Origin of the sequence: Candidatus Nitrosotenuis cloacae (assembly GCF_000955905.1) — an archaeon.
Classification (GTDB): domain Archaea; phylum Thermoproteota; class Nitrososphaeria; order Nitrososphaerales; family Nitrosopumilaceae; genus Nitrosotenuis; species Nitrosotenuis cloacae.
This window is the reverse complement of sequence record NZ_CP011097.1, coordinates 575875-592392: the sequence shown is the minus strand read 5'-3', so window position 1 is coordinate 592392 and position 16518 is coordinate 575875. Positions and strand designations below refer to the sequence as shown.

Sequence of the window (16518 nt, the reverse complement as noted above, 5' to 3'; positions counted from 1 at the left end):
TTGATATATTAAGATTGTTCAGAATTTCTCCACAGCTAAAAGGTCATGGAGTTGCCGTAGGCCCAGTTGAAATTGGAAACACTACAAACGTAAATTCCTTGGAGACGGTTTTGTAGTCCTTGTCAGATGCAGTTACATTAAGCGTGTAGATGCCAGTTCGTGCATTATCTGGAATTATTACAGAGTCTTCATAGTAGCCAAACTTTTGCGTCATCCCCTCAGAGGTCTTTATTTTATCACCAATCGGGTTTGTTATGATAGTAGAGATGGTGATTCCTTCCAAATATCCAGAGGTGCTGTGAAAATCAGACAGTGTGTTTAGTTTTGGGTCAAATGTTCTTATTGTAAACTTGTATGGACTCTTCCACTCTACTCGCTCAGTTTGCTTTACAAGCAACAAAATATCTTTTTGGGTTGGTTTTTGTGTTTCAATTACAAGTTTCTTATCTTGTTTTAGTATGGCAAAAATTGAAAATGATTCTGAGTCAGATGTTTTACCTTGTATGTGATAAATCGAATTAGCACCTGCAGACAGGATCAGCTTTCCTGATGCAGTTATTCCAAGATCATCAGACGTGGCAGTTAGTTTTAGTGATTTCTTATTGTTTGATAGCGATATTGTCATGTCGGTTATGGTGTGAGTGTCATCTCCAATTAGCAATCTTCCACTTTGAAACATGATTTCAGAGTCAGAGAAATCCAGTAAGGCCTGCAGTGATGTTGTTTGGACTCCGTTGCTTGTTTTTCCATATCCATTTCCTGCCAGAACAAAACCAGTATCAGAGTATGATACGCTTGGAACTATCAATGCCAATGCAGCAACAAGCAGAATCAGCAAAAAGCGCATTGTGTTAATTTTCTTTTTTATGATTAATAATACTTGGGTATAACTTGACTGATTCGCCTAGTTAATATCGCACATCAAAAACCATACCAAACGATTTGAAGTCAAAGACAACATACCTTGCAATAGCTGTGGGAATAGGAATAATTGCACTAGCAATATTTTTCACATATTCAGCAGACCAGGCAAAAAACCGAGGCCAATACTACGGAGACTCGCTCAAATCAATCCAAGAAGAGATAAAACAGACACAAACCGAGTTTTATTCCAAAAAAACAATGCTTGATGAGAGCACCATTACCATACAAGACTTTGTGTCATTTGGGAACACACACATACAAAAAATGAAAGAGATCCTGACAAAATACGACACATTGAGTCCGCCAGAAACATTTGTCAAATCAACTGAATTGTTCAAGGCATCTACACAAAAGCAAATCGAAAGCGATGAATCCCTCATAGAATGGATTGCCACAAATGACACATCACACAGGATACGATCGGATCTTTTACTTCAGGAATCATTTGAGAATGAAATGGCAGCGCTGGCATCATTTAATCAGGCAAAAAACAACGCAGGCCAAAACTAGAGCAAACCCTTTGATGCCAATAAATCCAGCGTAGGAGATATCGCATCCAATAATTTGTCCTTATCCAGCGGGATGTTTTGCGAGAATTTTATTGGAAATGTCAGGCTAAGCAGGTCATTGTCAGTGTGCGCCATCTGAATAGAGTGCTGCATCTGTTTTTCAAGCAAAAATTCTTTCCATACATCCAATCTGGCATTTGCATCATCCAGTCTGCTGGATAAAAACAAGATATCCATCTCTTCTTTGTTATCAAATATGCCAAACTTTACCATTGGAACTGTCAGGAACCCTCCAGGAATTGGATCATGGTTTTTGTGCATTTTCTCTATCATCTCTTCTGCCTTGTTTTCCGGCATGAGCTGCCCATAGTCCGGCCAAAAATATCCTGCAATGTTACGGTTCTTATCAAGAATTCTAAAAAAGTCCGAGTCCAAGTCTAGCTTCCACATGTTATCATAAGCCGGCTGCAACTGTTATAAATCATCAAACCGCAAAAACATCATTGACGCTAACCAAATACACCAAGGATTATCTAGCAAGTCAAATTGATTATTACATCAGCGAGGCCCAATCATACAAGCAGATAGCACAGAACTATTCCCCTGAAATAAACTCAGTTGAGGATGCGGCCTTTGGGATAATTGCCGGATGCATATATTCCGCATTTTTGAGGGCATATGAAAACGAAAAGAAAACAGTCGAGCTGGATGACATGCAAGAGTTTAACCAAATCCTAAAGGAAAAAGCTGCCCTCATAAAAAAGGCAATAATTGGTTAGTCCCAGAATGAAATAAATTCAATGCGGCAAAACCATATTCATTGTCAGATATTACCAGGTATAGAATCCAGCAAATAGTGGACAGTGGTGCAATAGTTCAGATATCACTAGCAGAGGATGTACAAACCGAGCCGATTTCACAAAAACAGATGATTCTGGACTCTGTGGCAAAAAAGCTCGACCCTGAGCTGCGAGAGCAGGTCCAGCCATTACTTGAGGCGATTTTGGGAGCACAGCCAACAGTCAAAATAAAATCATATGATCAGACTACCATATCCATCACAATGCCAAAGGTCAGATATGAAAGACTTGGCAGGCCTCAGGTTGGCGAGGTCATAGAGATAACGCTATCAAAAAAGTAAGTGTTCTATTTCAGATAAGGTCTTTAGTGGCAGAGAGCAGCTAAAGTTTTTGCACACAAATACCGTCGTTTCAGGGGTGTAGTCTTTTCCCGCAAAAAACGCATACTTTGAGAGCTCAGATAGTTGTGATTGGTTTTGTATGGTCACTATGATGGATTCTGGCAGGAATCGCTTTGTTAGCCCATCATAGATTTGCTTGTTTTGCGGATTCAGCAGTGTGATTTCAGTTGGGGTTTGTAAGTATAGGTATATTGTATTTAGCAAGTAGCCAAACCCAAAGGGATTTTCTGCTGCCATCATTCCAAATGCCTCCATTGTTTTGACTGATGTTTCTTGGAATTTTTTTTCCTGAGTCAGATGATATAATTTCAGTAAGGCGTGTGCTGCAACTGAATTGCCGGAAGGCATTGACAGGTCATAGTTGTTCTTTGGGCGTATGATTAGGGATTCATGATTGTCCGCAGTAAAGTAAAAGCTGGAATTTTTCTCATCCCAGAAATGCTCCACTAGATAGTTTGCAAGGGCGGTTGCCAAGAGAAGATATTTCGGCTCCGGTTTTGCCTCAAAAAGATCGACTAGCGCATTTACCAAATATGCGTAATCTTCCAAATATGCCTGCAGTTTTGCCTTGCCGTCTTTGTATGTCCTAAGCAGGGTGCCATTTACGTACAGGTTTTTCTCAATGAATGCAACACAGTTTTCTGCTGCTTGCAGGTATTGCGCATTATCAGTGACCCTATACCCCCTGACAAATGCAGAAATCATCAAGGCATTCCATGATGTGAGAATTTTATCATCAAGGCCTGGTCTGACTCTGTGTGATCGCACATTGAGCAGTTTCTTGGAGGATTGCTCCAGTGAGGATTTGATTTGTGATTCAGTCATTCCAAGATGAAATGCCGCAGCCGAAACAGCGATTGTGTTATTTAGTATGGTGTGGCCCTCAAAGTTTCCGCCATCAGTTACATCATAGTATAAACAAAATACGTCAGCGTCTCTTCCCAGAGTCTCGGTGATCTCTTTTTTGCTCCAGACGTAAAACTTGCCTTCTTCCCCTTCAGAGTCGGCATCAAGTGCAGAGTAAAATCCACCCTCAGGCGAGGTCATCTCGCGCAAAACAAACTCGAGTGTTTTGTTTATGACATCCAAATAAAACGAGTCCTTGCTTAGCTGATACGCCTCAGCATACACCATAGGCAGTAATGCATTATCATACAGCATTTTTTCAAAGTGAGGAACCAACCATCGCGCATCTGTAGAATAGCGATGGAATCCACCACCGATCTGATCAAAGATTCCACCCTTTGCCATCTTGTTTAGAGTCTTTAGTACAAACTCGGAGAATTTTGAGATCTTGGCGAGTTTCCCATACCGAAGCAAAAATGAAAGATTTGCAGCGTTTGGGAATTTTGGCGCCTGTCCAAATCCGCCATATGTGTTATCGGCAATTTGGAACAGATTCATTGCAGCCTCATCTAGGATTGACTTTTCAAGCTTGGTTGGCGTGGTTATCATTTCTGCACCTTGGAGATTTTTCATAAAATTCTCTGCTGCCTTTTGCACATCTGTCGGCTTTTCCTTCCAGGCTTGTGCCAGCTGCATCAGAATGCTGCCAAATCCAGGCCTTCCATAATTGTCCAGTATTGGAAAGTATGTTCCAACATAGAACGGTTTTTGGTCTGGCGTCAAAAAGACACTTAGCGGCCAGCCCCCCTGTCCTGTTGCCATCTGACAAACCTTTTGATAGATATCATCCAGGTCCGGTCGCTCCTCTCTGTCCACTTTGATTGAGACAAAGCTCTCATTCATTATTTTAGCAATCTCTTCATTCTCAAACGATTCATGTTCCATGACATGGCACCAATGGCACGAGCTATATCCAACTGAGAGAAAAATTGGTTTGTTCTCGCTTTTTGCCCGGGCTAGTGCCTCATTATTCCAGGCATACCAATTCACAGGATTATGCGCATGCTGTAACAGATATGGACTTGTCTCATGGATCAAATTGTTTTCTGCCAATGATGATTTTTGACTGGTTTGGTATTTGTATTTTTTATCTAAACATGGTCTTTTCTTCTATATCATAGACACGTGCATTGATTTGTGCCAATAGTTTCATTTTGGATTTTTGTGCCTTTTTATTATGAGAATAATCCTTTTTCTCAATTAGTGGGATGAGTTCTTTGAGATCCTCAAGGCTTAGTTTTTTGAGCCCCCTTTTTGATATTATTTCTAATAATTCGACTCGCCTTTGATCGTCGGGTGTTATTTCTGGCACTAAAATGGTATGGGTTATCCGAGTTTAATTTTTTATCTAAAGCAAAAAATAGCTTGCCTTGTGTGATTCAAGCATGCGAGCAATGGTGCTTGAAAAACTAGGTCCAATTGAGGGCAAGCCCCTTCAACTAAGAGAGATCGAGACTCATAAAATCAAAAAGAATAACGACCTTCTCATAAAAATAGAAGGCTGCGGCGTGTGTAGATCACAGCTCCATGGAATAGAGGGAGACTGGGTAAAGTACGGGATTCCGCCAGCACTGCCAACCGTGCCAGGCCACGAAATTGTCGGCACCATAATAGAGACAGGGCCTGGCGTAAAAGCACTCAGAGTGGGCCAAAGAATTGGCATCTCGCCATTGCATGGCTCTTGCATGTATTGCAATTATTGCAAGACCGGCCGTGAACATTTGTGTGATAAAGCAGAGATAACCGGCGAATCACTCCTTGGAGGATATGCAGAATACATTACAGTATCAGAAGACTTTGCAACACCAATTCCAGATTCAATGAAATCAGAATATGCAGCCCCATTGTTTTGCGCAGGCATCACCGCATACAAGGCAGTCAAGGCATCCGAGCCGACAAAGGGAAAAACAGTTGGAATCTTTGGCGTAGGCGGTGTCGGTCACCTGACTGTAGAATTTGCAAAGATTGCAGGATTGCGAGTAATAGGGGTTGCAAGAAACAAGGCGCATTTGGATGTGGCAAAGCAGGTCGGCGCAGACAATGTCATACAGTATACCAACCAGCCAGAGTTTCTTGGTTTACTCAAAAAAGAAGAGGGGCTACTAGATTCTGCAATTGTGTTTGCACCATCAGAGCACGTAGTCGATACTGCGATTAATTCAGTCAAAAAGGGTGGAACCATAGTGTTGGGGGTATTGGCAAACATTCCAAGCTTTGATGTATTCTCAGAAAAAACATTACGAGGGACACTGATTGGCTCACGCTCGGATATGAGCGATGTAATAAGGCTTGCAAAAGAAAATGACATCAAGGTAATCTACAAAACATATCCGCTGGAGCAGGCAAACCAAGTTCTAGAGGATCTAAAGTTTTCAAGAATTGCAGCACGTGCAGTATTAACCCCTTAAATTAACCGCCATAAAATTAACTCCAATGAATTGCAAGCGATGCCACCATGTTGCACAAATCCATGAGGAATCGCAAAAAAGCAGTTCGCTAATGAAGCTTGGAAAATGTGCAATCCCAGAATGCATGTGCAGGCAGTTTGTCGAGTCCATTGATCAGCTAGACGAAGACCTCATGTGATTCATATTAGAATAATTACAAAATACACCAAATGGGCAACCACCAGTCCCCAGATGAGATGAAAAATGAGCTAGACGCCACACTATCAAAGCTAAACGCATTGGAAATAATTGCAAAAGACGAGTTCCAAAAGGGAACAATCAAAGTGTTAAGAAAACTAGTGGAGGGGCAGATTCACTCAGTCAACGAATTTGGGCACCTAAAAAAGGCACTAGACTTGCTCACATTACAGCTATTTGAGGTTCAAAACAAGACAAAATCACTTTAGGACAGTATCAGACAGGCCACATTCCTTGCATTTCATCAAGACACTTGTCTCCAAATCTTGGGCTTTTTCCATCACACCACCACAGCAAGGACAGTTCATGGTATTTTTGGAATTATTTGGTATTTGTGTCATTACATACAGGGAGATATTTTGATATGATTTTGTGTGTGATTCTTTGTCGTTGCTCTGGTGTGGAATCCCACATTGGATAAATGCAAAGATGAAGATTATTCTCAGAGCCAGCATTTGAAACCCAGCACTTGAAATTTTCATTTTTTGTAAAAAATCCATTATCGTCGGTGTGATCAGACTCGCCAACAAAGATTATCTGAAATGTCTCCTTGTTTTTTGATAATATCAAATATAGGACTGGATCCATTGGAGGGCCCCACTCGGACAGTTTGATTGGGCCCAGAAATTCATAGCTTAGAACCTGTATGCTCATAGATTATGGTGTGGGGTGGTTGGTTTTTTTCCTTTTGTAAAAAAGCTGAAGGGAAGCGGGACAAGTACCTCAAAAGAGGCAAGCCGCAAGCCTTCAGGGAATATGATATGGTGCCTGCAGGAAATAAGGATCTGTGTGTTCACTTTGATGCGCACAAATTCTTTACCAAATTATATGATACACTAAACTCTGGAAATACAAACAAAAATGCCCAAATTTCGATGGAATACCATCTCGGACCAAAATTCTGGCCACACTCCCGCAGAGTGGGGCTAGTTTGATCTGTAAGCACTCAAAAAACAATTTAAAGGGATAATTCTTTCTCAAAAATCAGACCATGGAACAAAAAAATCCACACAACCACAGAACAGTTGGATATTCCATGATTTTGGTGTCTGCGTCATTGGTAGTAATTGCCCTGCTATACTTGGCAATTGGTGATGATGTGCTATATTCAGACAGGGTAAGCAAGGAAAAACAGTTCGAGTACAAACAGTTCCTCGAAGACATGAAACTAAAGCAAGCAGATGAGGCTATACAAGGAAAGAATCTCTCAGTGGATCTGGCAGAAGAAATGCAGGTATCAAACCCATAAGCTAACGGTATCCGTTGTTAAAGTCTTCCCACATGTTCATCTTTGATGTAAGGTTGTTCATTTTGTAGAGAGCCCCACCGATTATTCCCGCATGGTAAAACGCATACAAGTATACTTGGGATGCCGATGGCTCAGTATGGGAAAGGCTAAGCGCAATCATTGAAAAAAAGATGAATGTTCCAATGAATGTCGAAATACCATTTACTACTCCGCGTAGTCCGATTATTCTTTTTGTGGCAACTGCCATCAAAGAGATGCTAGTTACAATCAAAAAAGTCAAACCACCGTTTTGTGAGCTGAATTGTGTAATCCATTCTGCAAGACCCAATTCAAGTAAGGATTTTTCTGGTAGGTGAATTCCGCCATTTAATGCAAAGCTGACTGAGCTGAACAAGCCCCCAATGATAAAAAAGAACAGTAGGATCTTGATTATTCCCCGCTTGATCGGACTGCGGGTCTCAGATGGTATGATTGCCCGCTCGGTTATCTTTAGTCCAAACAAAAATCCCACAAAAATTGTTGGAAAATACGCCATCTCTATTAGGTATGGCGTGCTTTGTGTGAGGGCATGGATTTGTGGTGCAAACACCAAGAACAGCAAAATTGCCAATGAAGCAGATGAGCAAAACAGGATAAGATTGACTGGTGAGAAGCGACGCTGGCCATACTCGTCTGAGCTCCAATTGTACATTTTTGAGCCTCTACGAAAACGAATTAAAGAAAATAACGGAAAATCATTTGGTTAAATTATCAATTTTTTGAATAGAAGGGAATCACAGAGTGAGTATTTGTAATGGATAATGCAGTACAAACCACCAGACTACAATCCCTAGAAGAATTAGATTAGAGAATGTACGCAGTCTCTTTTGTTTTATCACATCAATGAGCAAGACAATACCAAGAGAGACAAACGGTACTGTGTAAATGAAATAATACGGAAACATAACTCTCCCAGTGATAGAAAGAAGTAGGTACGGAACATACATGCTAATCATTCCAATTCCCACGAATAATGTTGATTGATTTTGTTTTTTTATGCTGTATAAAACAAATACAATTGAGCCCCAGAAACCAATAACCCATAAAGGCACATTTGGATCCCCATTCCATTTGATAGCGAAAACCTTCCCTATTTGTCGGGTTCTATCTTCGGTGAAATTCAGATTTTTTTCATTTACCCATCCCAAACTATTTCCTTTTTCAGGCGGAGTTAGTGGTAAAATCCAACTCCAGGGATAGTTAGTGTGTACAACATTCCAATTCTTGATCTTGTACGCATCGGATGAAACATAACCGCTGTTCAAAAATATATCAAGATGCTGAATTGGGTTTGTCACTACACCAACTTCTGTTTGATGCACATATCCTCGTGACTCCCTTAATCGCAATTCAGGATAAGCTATAGGAATATCTCTACCATCAACAGATTTTTGAGTCGGAATCATCGGGTCATAGATCACAGGATTAAAAGAAACATCATACATCCATAAAATCGCCAGAAAAGTTCCACTGACAACAGCAAGGAACAAGATTGGTTTTTTCTTAACGAACCTATTTTTCCAAGGCTTATTTTTTACAAGATAAAACATCATTAAGAACATGAGGAAAAATACTGTGGTTTCTTTAATAAAAAATGAAAAACCAAGAACAACTGCTGCAAGATAATATTTTTTACTAAAATACAGATAGAGTGAAAGCATTCCAAAAAACATCACTATAACATCTCTGACAAACAATGTAGAATGAATAAAGAAAATAGTATCAAATGAGAGAATTAGCGTAGCAAAAAGTGCGTTTTTTTCGGTAGTAAATCTACATGAGATTTTGTAAAAAACCAGCAGGGTCAGCATGCCAAATATAACAGATGGTGCTCGCCAGCTAAACCAATTATCGCCAAAAATTGTTATCGCGGTACCCGCAAATAGGTATGAACCGGGTAATTGATATGGAGTATGATCCTCCATTTTGATGAAATTTCGAGTTAATTCTAAAAATATTGATTCATCCCAGAGCTGAAAGTTTTGTGGTTGTGCAATAACAAATACGTGTAAAACCAAAGACATCAAAATAATATGAGATATTCCAACTTTGTTTAATTGTTCAGACCACAAACAATTGTTTCAGATGTTTTAGGAGATTTAAATTAGAAGTTTGGTTAGAATAACGTTAATTGTAGTTTGTTAATCATAAATTTCCTACACAATAAAAAGAAGAAGAGTTATTCTGATTTCTCAGATTTCATCTCATGCTCTGGCATCATGTCCATGTCGGAACCGTGCTTCATTTTCTTTGAGCCATGCTTTGCATAGTCATGTTTCATTCCGTCGTATCCACTCATCATTTTGCTCATATGGTCATCCATGTTCATTGATTCCATGTCCGATAACATCTGATTCATCATGTGGATGAATTGGACTTTTTCGGTATTGGTCATGAGTCTCCATTTTTCCGAGATCTTGTCTTGGTGTTGTTTTTTGATTTTGTCCATTCTCTGAAATACTGCGTTTAGGTCATCCTGAGTTGGTTTGTTTTTCTCAGAATCAACCTGCAAGTTCATTGAAGGATCAGACTTGCAAAAATGCGTTCCACAGACTCGGATTTCTGCAGATTTTCCATATTGCTGATTTTTTGTTCCGCTGGATTTTACAGCATCAGCACTTTGAATGTTAATGGCAAAAAGCAAGCCAGTTGCCATTACAACAGACAGAACTATTGCGGTTGCAAATTTCATAGTTTTGTCCTGCGTGAAATATTATTAAAGCTAATTCCAAATCGCTTTGTTTAACACGCACCAATCATATCACATCATTATGAAAATCGCAAAACTAATCATCGGGTTTGGGATAATCTTGGCTGCACTTGGGGCGTTGTTTCAGTTCCAGGGAAGGGGAGTTGTCGGCCCAGAATCTTCGTTTATGTATCACAGCAAGGACTGGATCTATTATGGAATCGCAATGATAATTTCTGGTGCGATGATTGTCGGATTAGGAGTTTTTGTGTTACTAAGAGCTAGACTACGTGCAAAGTAATTGTGCTTCTGATTTTTTGAATCTGCCTTATTTGCGAGGATATTATGTGTGCCATCTCTTGTGATGAATCTGCCTGAATTTTTGCCACCAAGTCATATTCGCCAAATGTGATCAGTGCGGTTTTGATCTGCGGAATCTCCTTTATTTTGTCCAATACGGCGTGTTCTTGGCCCATCACGCAACTAATCAAAACATATGCAGTGTGAGTCATTTCAGATCCAACACATCAAGTGAGTTATTACTCAAATCAAAGACCCGTATCAGATGGTTGTTAGTGTCTGCAATGTAGAGCTTGCCGCAAAACAACTCTACATCGCTTGGCTCATAGAGCGGCAAAATATTACACGATGGATTATCAGGTAGACAAACTGTTTCCTTTTCTGTTTTACCAATTAGGGTGTAGACTTGGCTTGTCTTTAGATCAATGACACGTATTGCGGAATTGTACGTATCTGCAACAAAGATTGTGTCTTTTGTAGCGCACACCCCAAGTGGGTGCTGAAATAACGCATCATCAATATTGCCATCCTCGTGTCCAAACTCGAATAGACCACGGCCCACAATTGATGTTATGGTGTTTTGTACGAGGTGGATTTTCCGTACTGCCGATACCTCGCTGTCTGCAAAATACAATGTGTCATCATACAGGTATAGTCCGCTTGGTTGCGCAAGGTTTGCTGATTGCACCGGACCATCAATGATGTTTTCCTGGCCTGTTCCGGCATATGGAGTGATCATTTCTGAGTTTACATCATATTTCCAGATTTGATGATTGCCTGCCATTGCCACATACAGTATCCCATCATCATATGCAACATCCCAGGGTGAGCTGATTGGTGTGGTGATACCTTTGCCACCAGGTGAGCGCCATGGTCCCTGCCTGCCAGTTCCCGCAAGCGTTGTGACTTTGTTTTGTCTCAGATCAATTTTTCGTATTGTGTGGTTTTCAGTGTCTGCCACAAACAGATCATCATTTCCCCATACCACTCCTTGCGGCCTGAAAAACTGTGCAGTTGTAAAATCACCATCGTACAATCCAGGCGTGCCACTGCCAATGATGTGTATGATTTTTCCAGACACATCAGAAACTATTATTCTGTTATGGTTGGAATCACTAATTGCTATCTGGCCTGACTTTGATATCGATAGCTTGCCTGGAAACGATAAGATGTGCGAATTTTGCTGACTCGTGGCGGTAATGTGGAGTGATTCCTTTGCCAGAGTTCCCTTTTGTGCGTGTCTTTGCAATAGTATGTCTATTGTATCGCTAATGGCATCAAACTGTCCCTCACCTGACTGGCGATACACAATGTTTCCGCTTGGATCCAACACTATGATGGTAGGCCAGGCATTCACCCCAAAGCCCTGCCAAATCTGCATTTTTTGGTCCACTATTACAGGATGCTCTATTTCATATCGCAATACGGCAGACTGGATGTTTTTTGTCTCTTGTTCCGATAGGAACTTGCCGGAATGGACCCCGATGAACACTACGGGCTTTCCCCGGTATGCTTGCTCCAGTCTGGCAAGTGTGGGCAATGTATGCATGCAGTTTATACAACAATACGTCCAAAAGTCCAGAACCACTACATGTCCCCTTAGCTTTGATAATGATAATTTCGAGTCGGTGTTTAGCCAATCAAAGTCTGGTGGAAACTCTGGTGCTTTTGATATTGAAAAATCAAACATTGATCTGAACTAGTTAGGCAAAAATAAAAATCAACACTAGTGTCCGCCGCCACCAGTGCATTGTGGTGGTGGGTTTGGACACGAACATAGTTTGGCATTAGCTATCTTCCAGTTTGTAAAGGACCAGTACTGTCCTGTTTCGTGCTTTAGTTTGAGATCATCACAAGTCATTCCAACCACGGCATCATGTTCTTCAATTTCTAGTGGTCTGATGACTGTCTCTTTGTGATATACTACATAGCCTCCAAAGGCTCCGCCAAGTACCAAAAATACTATGGCTATGATGAAGATTGGATCCATCATCGAATTGGCGTTGATTTGGTAGGTATTTTAGCTTTCTGAAAATCTTAGGACCAGACTTTTTCTTTGAATGTCAGTTTTTTGTTTAGGACATAGTTGCTCAAAGCACTAGTCGCCACTGCCAAGACCAAGGCAAGAGGATAGTCCATTTTGTTATAATCAACTAGTACATACACTATTGCCAGTTGTGCCAATGCCCCAAGGGAGCTTAACCCGATGAATTTTGCGTACTGAATTGCGGTGTGCTTTGCCTCAAAGTTGCGATCCTCAAATGTCCAGATTTTGTTTAGAACAAAGTTGCCAGACATAGATACCGCTATTCCTATTATGGTTGCATGCAAATACCACAGGTTTGATACCACACCCGTAAAGAGCGATGAGACCACGTAGTTGATTGCAAGTCCTACCGCACCAATTGAGTAAAATCTGGCTGCCTTTGAGAAAAAGCTAACAGACGGGCGTCGCTCCTCTTTTGAGGCGGCCTTGCCGTATCTGTATAATTTCCATACTGCCTTTAGATAATCAAAGATTGTCTTGGAGTCAAGCTTGCTTTTGCCAAACTCTCTGTTTGTAAAGGTGTAAGGAATCTCGAGCACCTTGACGTTTTTTGCCTTGACTAGTATTTCTAGCAGCATCTTGTATCCGATGGCATCAAAGCTCAACCCTTGGATTACTGGCTTTTTGAATGCAAAAAAGCCAGACATTGGATCTTTGGCACCAACACCCAATCCCCGCTTTGCAATAAATGTGGCAAGACGTGATAGGAATTTTCTTTTTCTGGTCCATCCGACTATAGAGCCCCCATTGACATAGCGAGAGGCAATAACAATGTCGTATTTTGGATGTTTTAGTGCATCAATCATTTTTGGTAAAAGACTTGCAGGATGAGACAAGTCACTGTCCATCACAACTATTGTGTTTCCAGTGGCAAGTTGGATTCCCTTTAGTATTGCAGAGGATAGTCCGTCCTTTGTCTTTCTGTGGATTATCTCGATGGTGTGGTTTGCAAGCTTTTTGACATTTTCCAGATATTCTTCGACTAGCTTGCCGGTGCCATCAGGCGAGTTGTCATCAACTACAATGGTTTGAGTCTTGGTGTTCTTTGGCAGATTGTCCTGGATTGATTTTAGAATTTTGAGTATGTTTTGTGATTCATTATAAGTTGGAATGATTATAGAGATCTGAGTCTTGCTTGGGATCTCTTGATATGTCATGATTAATTCTTGCCTCAAATTCAGAGTATTAAATTATTATTAAAATCAATTTACGTCTGAGCTAAATTGTTTAAAAGCCAGCCTCAAGGGGGTTTTGGGGCTTGATTATCTCACGCATCACCATAGTAGCAAACGATCCACGCTGCAATGAAAAACTCGCCACATCCGAGTTTACCATAAAATCAGAGCACTCGATTTTTGCGCTCCTAAATCCACCCTCATTGGATAGTTCCTGTGTTTCTTTTAGGTAGAAATCAGACGGCTTGATCTGCTCTTGCTCCAGGATTTTTGATATATGATAGTCAAATCTTGTTTTCTTAAAATAAGAATAGCCAACCATTGGGATGGCAAGTTTTTGGGAATCATCCATTTGGTATTTTCCAAGCTTGGCGGATTTATCAAAGCAGACATCTCCTTGTTGCGGTGCAAACAAGTCCTCACCATATTGATATGCCTCACTTAGAGTACGATTGAACAAAAACGACTGGTATGCCTCAATGTAGAGCCGCCTAATTCCAATCGGCAGGTGATGCAGCGCTAATTTGGGATCCCCATGAGATATTATTTGTTCCAGTATTGTTCTCTCAAGGTCCATCTGGGGCGGCACCATAGGCAAAACCTTGGAATAGTTTTGCGTGTCTGCCAGCTCTTGTCGTAGCTTGGTGTTTTGCTCCGAGTCATATGGAGATGTAAATGACAACAATAGATTCACTGCTTCTGCAAATCTTTTCTGAATTATCGCCTTACCAATTAGGTGCGTTACGGGCCTCTTTGAGCCAAACCTCTGATAGCCATAAAAATTCAAAATCCTATCAGATTCTGCAAAATCTGCCAGCGTTTGGTCTGCGCCATCAATTCGTATTGTGAAATGATTACCAACCATGTCTTTTCCAGTTAACGGTTTTTTTGCAAATCCAATTTTTTCCAGTGTAATTTTCCCATCAGAATAATTTGGCAATATCTTGTTTTGCGCCATGGAACAGACATACTGCTCCGTTACTGCAGACGCATCCTTGAGACCAAGTGCCTTTAGGCGCACGCCTGTCTTTTTGAATATCAAATCCAGTGCATGGTTTGTGTCAATTCCAGTTTTCTTTAGCCGATATACTGCATAGCCATCAGAGGACAGCGAGGCAATGGTTTTCTTGTCCAGTATTTCAGAGACTGCAAAGTCCTCAAACTTTGCGCGAATTCTTCCACCACAGCCAGCAAAACTAGTAGTGTGCGATAATATGCCAATGTCCGAGTCTATTTTTGGAATCACTGTGTTATGGTAACAGTGACAAACTCGGATACCGTAAGATCAGCAGTTCTTGCAGAAAGCAGGACCTTGTATGTTCCAGGCAGTGCTGACTGGGAAGTAACAATAGATACAGGAATTGATTGCGAATCAGTGATCTGTTTTGTTGGGATTTTTACCATAATATCTGAGAATTCCGATGTTGCCTTGGATAGAATCTCGGTGTTTGTGTTGGTGTTGACTGTTATCTCCATTGATGCTGTCTGTCCGCGCGGAATGCTGATCTGTTTTTGCGATACAGATATGGTGGCGGAAAGTGGCTCACTCAAATCGACTTTGCCTATTTTGTTTTCCACCCATTCTGTGAACCAGATCGTGTCTTGTGTTGCCTTGAATCCAAAGACCTGCGCAATTCCACAGTTTTGTTGGTCTCCACAGTCTGCCCAGTGTGGGTTCTTTGATGGGACATGATATTCCAGCAAGGTCTCTTGTTCGATATCAAATACCGCCAAGGCGTTTGCCGCCTGCTCGTTTAGGTATAGTTTGTCACCGTCAATTTGCGTCCAGTATGGCTGGCTTACAGGGATTTTGATGACACCTGTTGCGTTGCCGTATGTTGACTTTGGAGCATCAGATGTCACATACTTGGTAAAGGCCTCATCAGATTCTGTGAATTTGTAAAATGCGCTGCTGGCAGTGTCTGCAAGCCAAATGTTTCCATGCTTGTCTGCGCTAAGTCCGTTTGGTGCGCCAATTGCCGGCGGTAAATTGTATGCTTGTGAGAATTCCAGCACGGTGACATTTTGTCCCGTGTTTGATTGGACAAACTCGTTGAATTTCGTATTATCAAATTTCACCAGTGCTCCACCCTGTCTGAGCAGCCAGTTGGTATACCAAATGTTTCCATTATGATCAACATCAAATCCACCCACAAAAGAGCCAGGTAGTGGTGATGGGATGTTTGTGTAGGTCTTGTCCTCTGTAGTTTGTGTGGTATCGTAAAAGCTGATCTTGCCCTCATAGAAATCATTAACTATTAACTGATTGCCCAATGCTCGAATTTTTTGAGGCAATGAATCCTCTTTGGTTGGGAATCCTACTCGCTCGTACGTTCCATCAATTGTGGAAAACTTCCAAAGTGAGTTAAACGAGTCATCAGTGTACCAGACATTTCCGTCATATGAATAATCAGCCCCCCAACTCATGGAACGTGCATTTGCTGGCCAATCAGGATTTGGATACTCCACGAAATATTCTGTGGTGGGATCAAATTTTGCTACCTTGCCGGTGTTGGTTTGCACAAAGTACACCATTCCAGAATCATCGACTGTGATTGCCAATGGTTGTGTACAATCGGTTGGGATTCTAAATTCGGTTATGTATGTGGTGGATTTTGGCTCGCCTGTACTACAAAATTTCGGTCGCTCCAAGTCAGGAAAGTTGTCTGCAGGAGTTCCGGTAATGGTCGATTTTGTTAATGGGTTTTGTTGATTAGAGCCAGAGTTTAGCGCCAAGGCCAAAGTCGATGTTATCAAAATGACTGCAAAAAACGCAGCAACAATTAATCCCTTTATGTTCTTCTTTCTCACAAGTGCTGACTTTGCTTACCGCA

22 protein-coding genes are annotated in these 16518 nt (G+C 41.1%); 8 read left to right on the top strand and 14 right to left on the bottom strand.

Going from position 1 to position 16518, the window contains the following annotated elements:
* Window positions 1–43: 43 nt before the first annotated feature.
* Window positions 44–847: a hypothetical protein gene (locus SU86_RS03285; protein ID WP_148550746.1), complete on the bottom strand. Its 804-nt coding sequence runs from the start codon at window positions 845–847 to the stop codon at window positions 44–46.
* Between the two features lie 95 nt (window positions 848–942).
* Here SU86_RS03285 and SU86_RS03280 point away from each other — a divergent pair, with 95 nt between their 5' ends.
* A complete protein-coding gene (locus tag SU86_RS03280; protein WP_048187439.1) occupies window positions 943–1434 on the top strand; it encodes a hypothetical protein in 492 nt (163 codons plus the stop codon).
* On the opposite strand, the gene SU86_RS03275 is transcribed toward SU86_RS03280, so the two are convergent.
* Entirely contained in the window at window positions 1431–1883 is a 453-nt protein-coding gene (locus tag SU86_RS03275) for a hypothetical protein (protein WP_048187437.1), read from the bottom strand. The genes SU86_RS03280 and SU86_RS03275 overlap by 4 nt on opposite strands.
* Before the next feature lie 53 nt (window positions 1884–1936).
* Here SU86_RS03275 and SU86_RS03270 point away from each other — a divergent pair, with 53 nt between their 5' ends.
* Both SU86_RS03270 and SU86_RS03265 read left to right on the top strand, forming a co-directional pair.
* A complete protein-coding gene (locus SU86_RS03270) occupies window positions 1937–2212 on the top strand; it encodes a hypothetical protein (protein ID WP_048187435.1) in 276 nt (91 codons plus the stop codon).
* Between the two features lie 41 nt (window positions 2213–2253).
* A complete protein-coding gene (locus SU86_RS03265; protein WP_048187433.1) occupies window positions 2254–2574 on the top strand; it encodes a hypothetical protein in 321 nt (106 codons plus the stop codon).
* Here the strand turns inward: SU86_RS03265 and SU86_RS03260 are convergent.
* Window positions 2563–4593, bottom strand: coding sequence for a thioredoxin domain-containing protein (locus SU86_RS03260; protein ID WP_048187432.1), 2031 nt, complete (start codon window positions 4591–4593; stop codon window positions 2563–2565). The genes SU86_RS03265 and SU86_RS03260 overlap by 12 nt on opposite strands.
* A gap of 34 nt (window positions 4594–4627) precedes the next feature.
* Window positions 4628–4852: a hypothetical protein gene (locus SU86_RS03255; protein ID WP_048187429.1), complete on the bottom strand. Its 225-nt coding sequence runs from the start codon at window positions 4850–4852 to the stop codon at window positions 4628–4630.
* A gap of 73 nt (window positions 4853–4925) precedes the next feature.
* Between SU86_RS03255 and SU86_RS03250 the strand changes: the two genes are divergently transcribed.
* The 3 genes from SU86_RS03250 to SU86_RS03245 are packed head-to-tail and all read left to right on the top strand — an operon-like array spanning window position 4926 to window position 6394.
* Complete coding sequence (locus SU86_RS03250) at window positions 4926–5948, top strand: alcohol dehydrogenase catalytic domain-containing protein (protein ID WP_048189118.1); 1023 nt, start codon at window positions 4926–4928, stop codon at window positions 5946–5948.
* 25 nt (window positions 5949–5973) lie between these two features.
* Window positions 5974–6126 carry a hypothetical protein gene (locus SU86_RS09885; protein WP_177318914.1) on the top strand — a complete coding sequence of 51 codons (153 nt, stop codon included), beginning with the start codon at window positions 5974–5976 and terminating at the stop codon, window positions 6124–6126.
* A gap of 31 nt (window positions 6127–6157) precedes the next feature.
* Window positions 6158–6394 carry a hypothetical protein gene (locus SU86_RS03245; protein ID WP_048187427.1) on the top strand — a complete coding sequence of 79 codons (237 nt, stop codon included), beginning with the start codon at window positions 6158–6160 and terminating at the stop codon, window positions 6392–6394.
* A 112-nt stretch (window positions 6395–6506) separates the two neighbouring features.
* Here the strand turns inward: SU86_RS03245 and SU86_RS03240 are convergent, their stop codons facing one another.
* Window positions 6507–6839: a hypothetical protein gene (locus SU86_RS03240; protein WP_052755443.1), complete on the bottom strand. Its 333-nt coding sequence runs from the start codon at window positions 6837–6839 to the stop codon at window positions 6507–6509.
* Between the two features lie 337 nt (window positions 6840–7176).
* On the opposite strand from SU86_RS03240, the gene SU86_RS03230 reads away from it, so the two are divergent.
* Window positions 7177–7434 carry a hypothetical protein gene (locus SU86_RS03230; protein WP_048187423.1) on the top strand — a complete coding sequence of 86 codons (258 nt, stop codon included), beginning with the start codon at window positions 7177–7179 and terminating at the stop codon, window positions 7432–7434.
* Window position 7435: 1 nt separating this feature from the next.
* On the opposite strand, the gene SU86_RS03225 is transcribed toward SU86_RS03230, so the two are convergent.
* From SU86_RS03225 to SU86_RS03215, 3 genes are all read right to left on the bottom strand, one after another.
* Complete coding sequence (locus SU86_RS03225; protein WP_048187421.1) at window positions 7436–8125, bottom strand: hypothetical protein; 690 nt, start codon at window positions 8123–8125, stop codon at window positions 7436–7438.
* An 82-nt stretch (window positions 8126–8207) separates the two neighbouring features.
* On the bottom strand, window positions 8208–9545 hold the full coding sequence (locus tag SU86_RS03220; protein WP_048187419.1) for a glycosyltransferase family 39 protein: 1338 nt from the start codon (window positions 9543–9545) through the stop codon (window positions 8208–8210).
* Window positions 9546–9652: 107 nt separating this feature from the next.
* Window positions 9653–10165: a hypothetical protein gene (locus tag SU86_RS03215; protein ID WP_048187417.1), complete on the bottom strand. Its 513-nt coding sequence runs from the start codon at window positions 10163–10165 to the stop codon at window positions 9653–9655.
* A 79-nt stretch (window positions 10166–10244) separates the two neighbouring features.
* Between SU86_RS03215 and SU86_RS03210 the strand changes: the two genes are divergently transcribed.
* On the top strand, window positions 10245–10463 hold the full coding sequence (locus SU86_RS03210; protein WP_048187415.1) for a hypothetical protein: 219 nt from the start codon (window positions 10245–10247) through the stop codon (window positions 10461–10463).
* Here the strand turns inward: SU86_RS03210 and SU86_RS03205 are convergent.
* The 6 genes from SU86_RS03205 to SU86_RS03180 all read right to left on the bottom strand — a co-directional run bounded on the left by SU86_RS03205 (window position 10444) and on the right by SU86_RS03180 (window position 16495).
* Complete coding sequence (locus SU86_RS03205) at window positions 10444–10674, bottom strand: Lrp/AsnC ligand binding domain-containing protein (RefSeq protein ID WP_048187414.1); 231 nt, start codon at window positions 10672–10674, stop codon at window positions 10444–10446. The two genes, SU86_RS03210 and SU86_RS03205, sit on opposite strands and share 20 nt — an antisense overlap.
* Entirely contained in the window at window positions 10671–12152 is a 1482-nt protein-coding gene (locus SU86_RS03200; RefSeq protein WP_048187412.1) for a thioredoxin-like domain-containing protein, read from the bottom strand. Before SU86_RS03200 ends, SU86_RS03205 begins: the two co-directional genes overlap by 4 nt.
* Window positions 12153–12188: 36 nt before the next feature.
* Window positions 12189–12455 (bottom strand): hypothetical protein, encoded by a 267-nt coding sequence (locus SU86_RS03195; RefSeq protein WP_048187410.1) that lies wholly within the window; start codon window positions 12453–12455, stop codon window positions 12189–12191.
* Between the two features lie 44 nt (window positions 12456–12499).
* Window positions 12500–13666 carry a glycosyltransferase gene (locus SU86_RS03190; RefSeq protein ID WP_048189117.1) on the bottom strand — a complete coding sequence of 389 codons (1167 nt, stop codon included), beginning with the start codon at window positions 13664–13666 and terminating at the stop codon, window positions 12500–12502.
* A 70-nt stretch (window positions 13667–13736) separates the two neighbouring features.
* Window positions 13737–14930 carry a tRNA pseudouridine(13) synthase TruD gene (gene truD / locus SU86_RS03185; protein ID WP_048187408.1) on the bottom strand — a complete coding sequence of 398 codons (1194 nt, stop codon included), beginning with the start codon at window positions 14928–14930 and terminating at the stop codon, window positions 13737–13739.
* A complete protein-coding gene (locus tag SU86_RS03180) occupies window positions 14927–16495 on the bottom strand; it encodes a Vgb family protein (protein ID WP_048187406.1) in 1569 nt (522 codons plus the stop codon). Before SU86_RS03180 ends, truD begins: the two co-directional genes overlap by 4 nt.
* Window positions 16496–16518: the final 23 nt, after the last annotated feature.

Bases quoted from the DNA above. Each gene is read 5' to 3' on its own strand.
- SU86_RS03285 (WP_148550746.1), bottom strand. From the start codon at position 847: ATGCGCTTTTTGCTGATTCTGCTTGTTGCTGCATTGGCATTGATAGTT.
- SU86_RS03275 (WP_048187437.1), bottom strand. From the start codon at position 1,883: ATGTGGAAGCTAGACTTGGACTCGGACTTTTTTAGAATTCTTGATAAG.
- SU86_RS03250 (WP_048189118.1), top strand. From the start codon at position 4,926: ATGCGAGCAATGGTGCTTGAAAAACTAGGTCCAATTGAGGGCAAGCCC.
- SU86_RS09885 (WP_177318914.1), top strand. From the start codon at position 5,974: ATGAATTGCAAGCGATGCCACCATGTTGCACAAATCCATGAGGAATCG.
- SU86_RS03245 (WP_048187427.1), top strand. From the start codon at position 6,158: ATGGGCAACCACCAGTCCCCAGATGAGATGAAAAATGAGCTAGACGCC.
- SU86_RS03240 (WP_052755443.1), bottom strand. From the start codon at position 6,839: ATGAGCATACAGGTTCTAAGCTATGAATTTCTGGGCCCAATCAAACTG.
- SU86_RS03230 (WP_048187423.1), top strand. From the start codon at position 7,177: ATGGAACAAAAAAATCCACACAACCACAGAACAGTTGGATATTCCATG.
- SU86_RS03225 (WP_048187421.1), bottom strand. From the start codon at position 8,125: ATGTACAATTGGAGCTCAGACGAGTATGGCCAGCGTCGCTTCTCACCA.
- SU86_RS03215 (WP_048187417.1), bottom strand. From the start codon at position 10,165: ATGAAATTTGCAACCGCAATAGTTCTGTCTGTTGTAATGGCAACTGGC.
- SU86_RS03210 (WP_048187415.1), top strand. From the start codon at position 10,245: ATGAAAATCGCAAAACTAATCATCGGGTTTGGGATAATCTTGGCTGCA.
- SU86_RS03205 (WP_048187414.1), bottom strand. From the start codon at position 10,674: ATGACTCACACTGCATATGTTTTGATTAGTTGCGTGATGGGCCAAGAA.
- SU86_RS03200 (WP_048187412.1), bottom strand. From the start codon at position 12,152: ATGTTTGATTTTTCAATATCAAAAGCACCAGAGTTTCCACCAGACTTT.
- SU86_RS03195 (WP_048187410.1), bottom strand. From the start codon at position 12,455: ATGATGGATCCAATCTTCATCATAGCCATAGTATTTTTGGTACTTGGC.
- SU86_RS03190 (WP_048189117.1), bottom strand. From the start codon at position 13,666: ATGACATATCAAGAGATCCCAAGCAAGACTCAGATCTCTATAATCATT.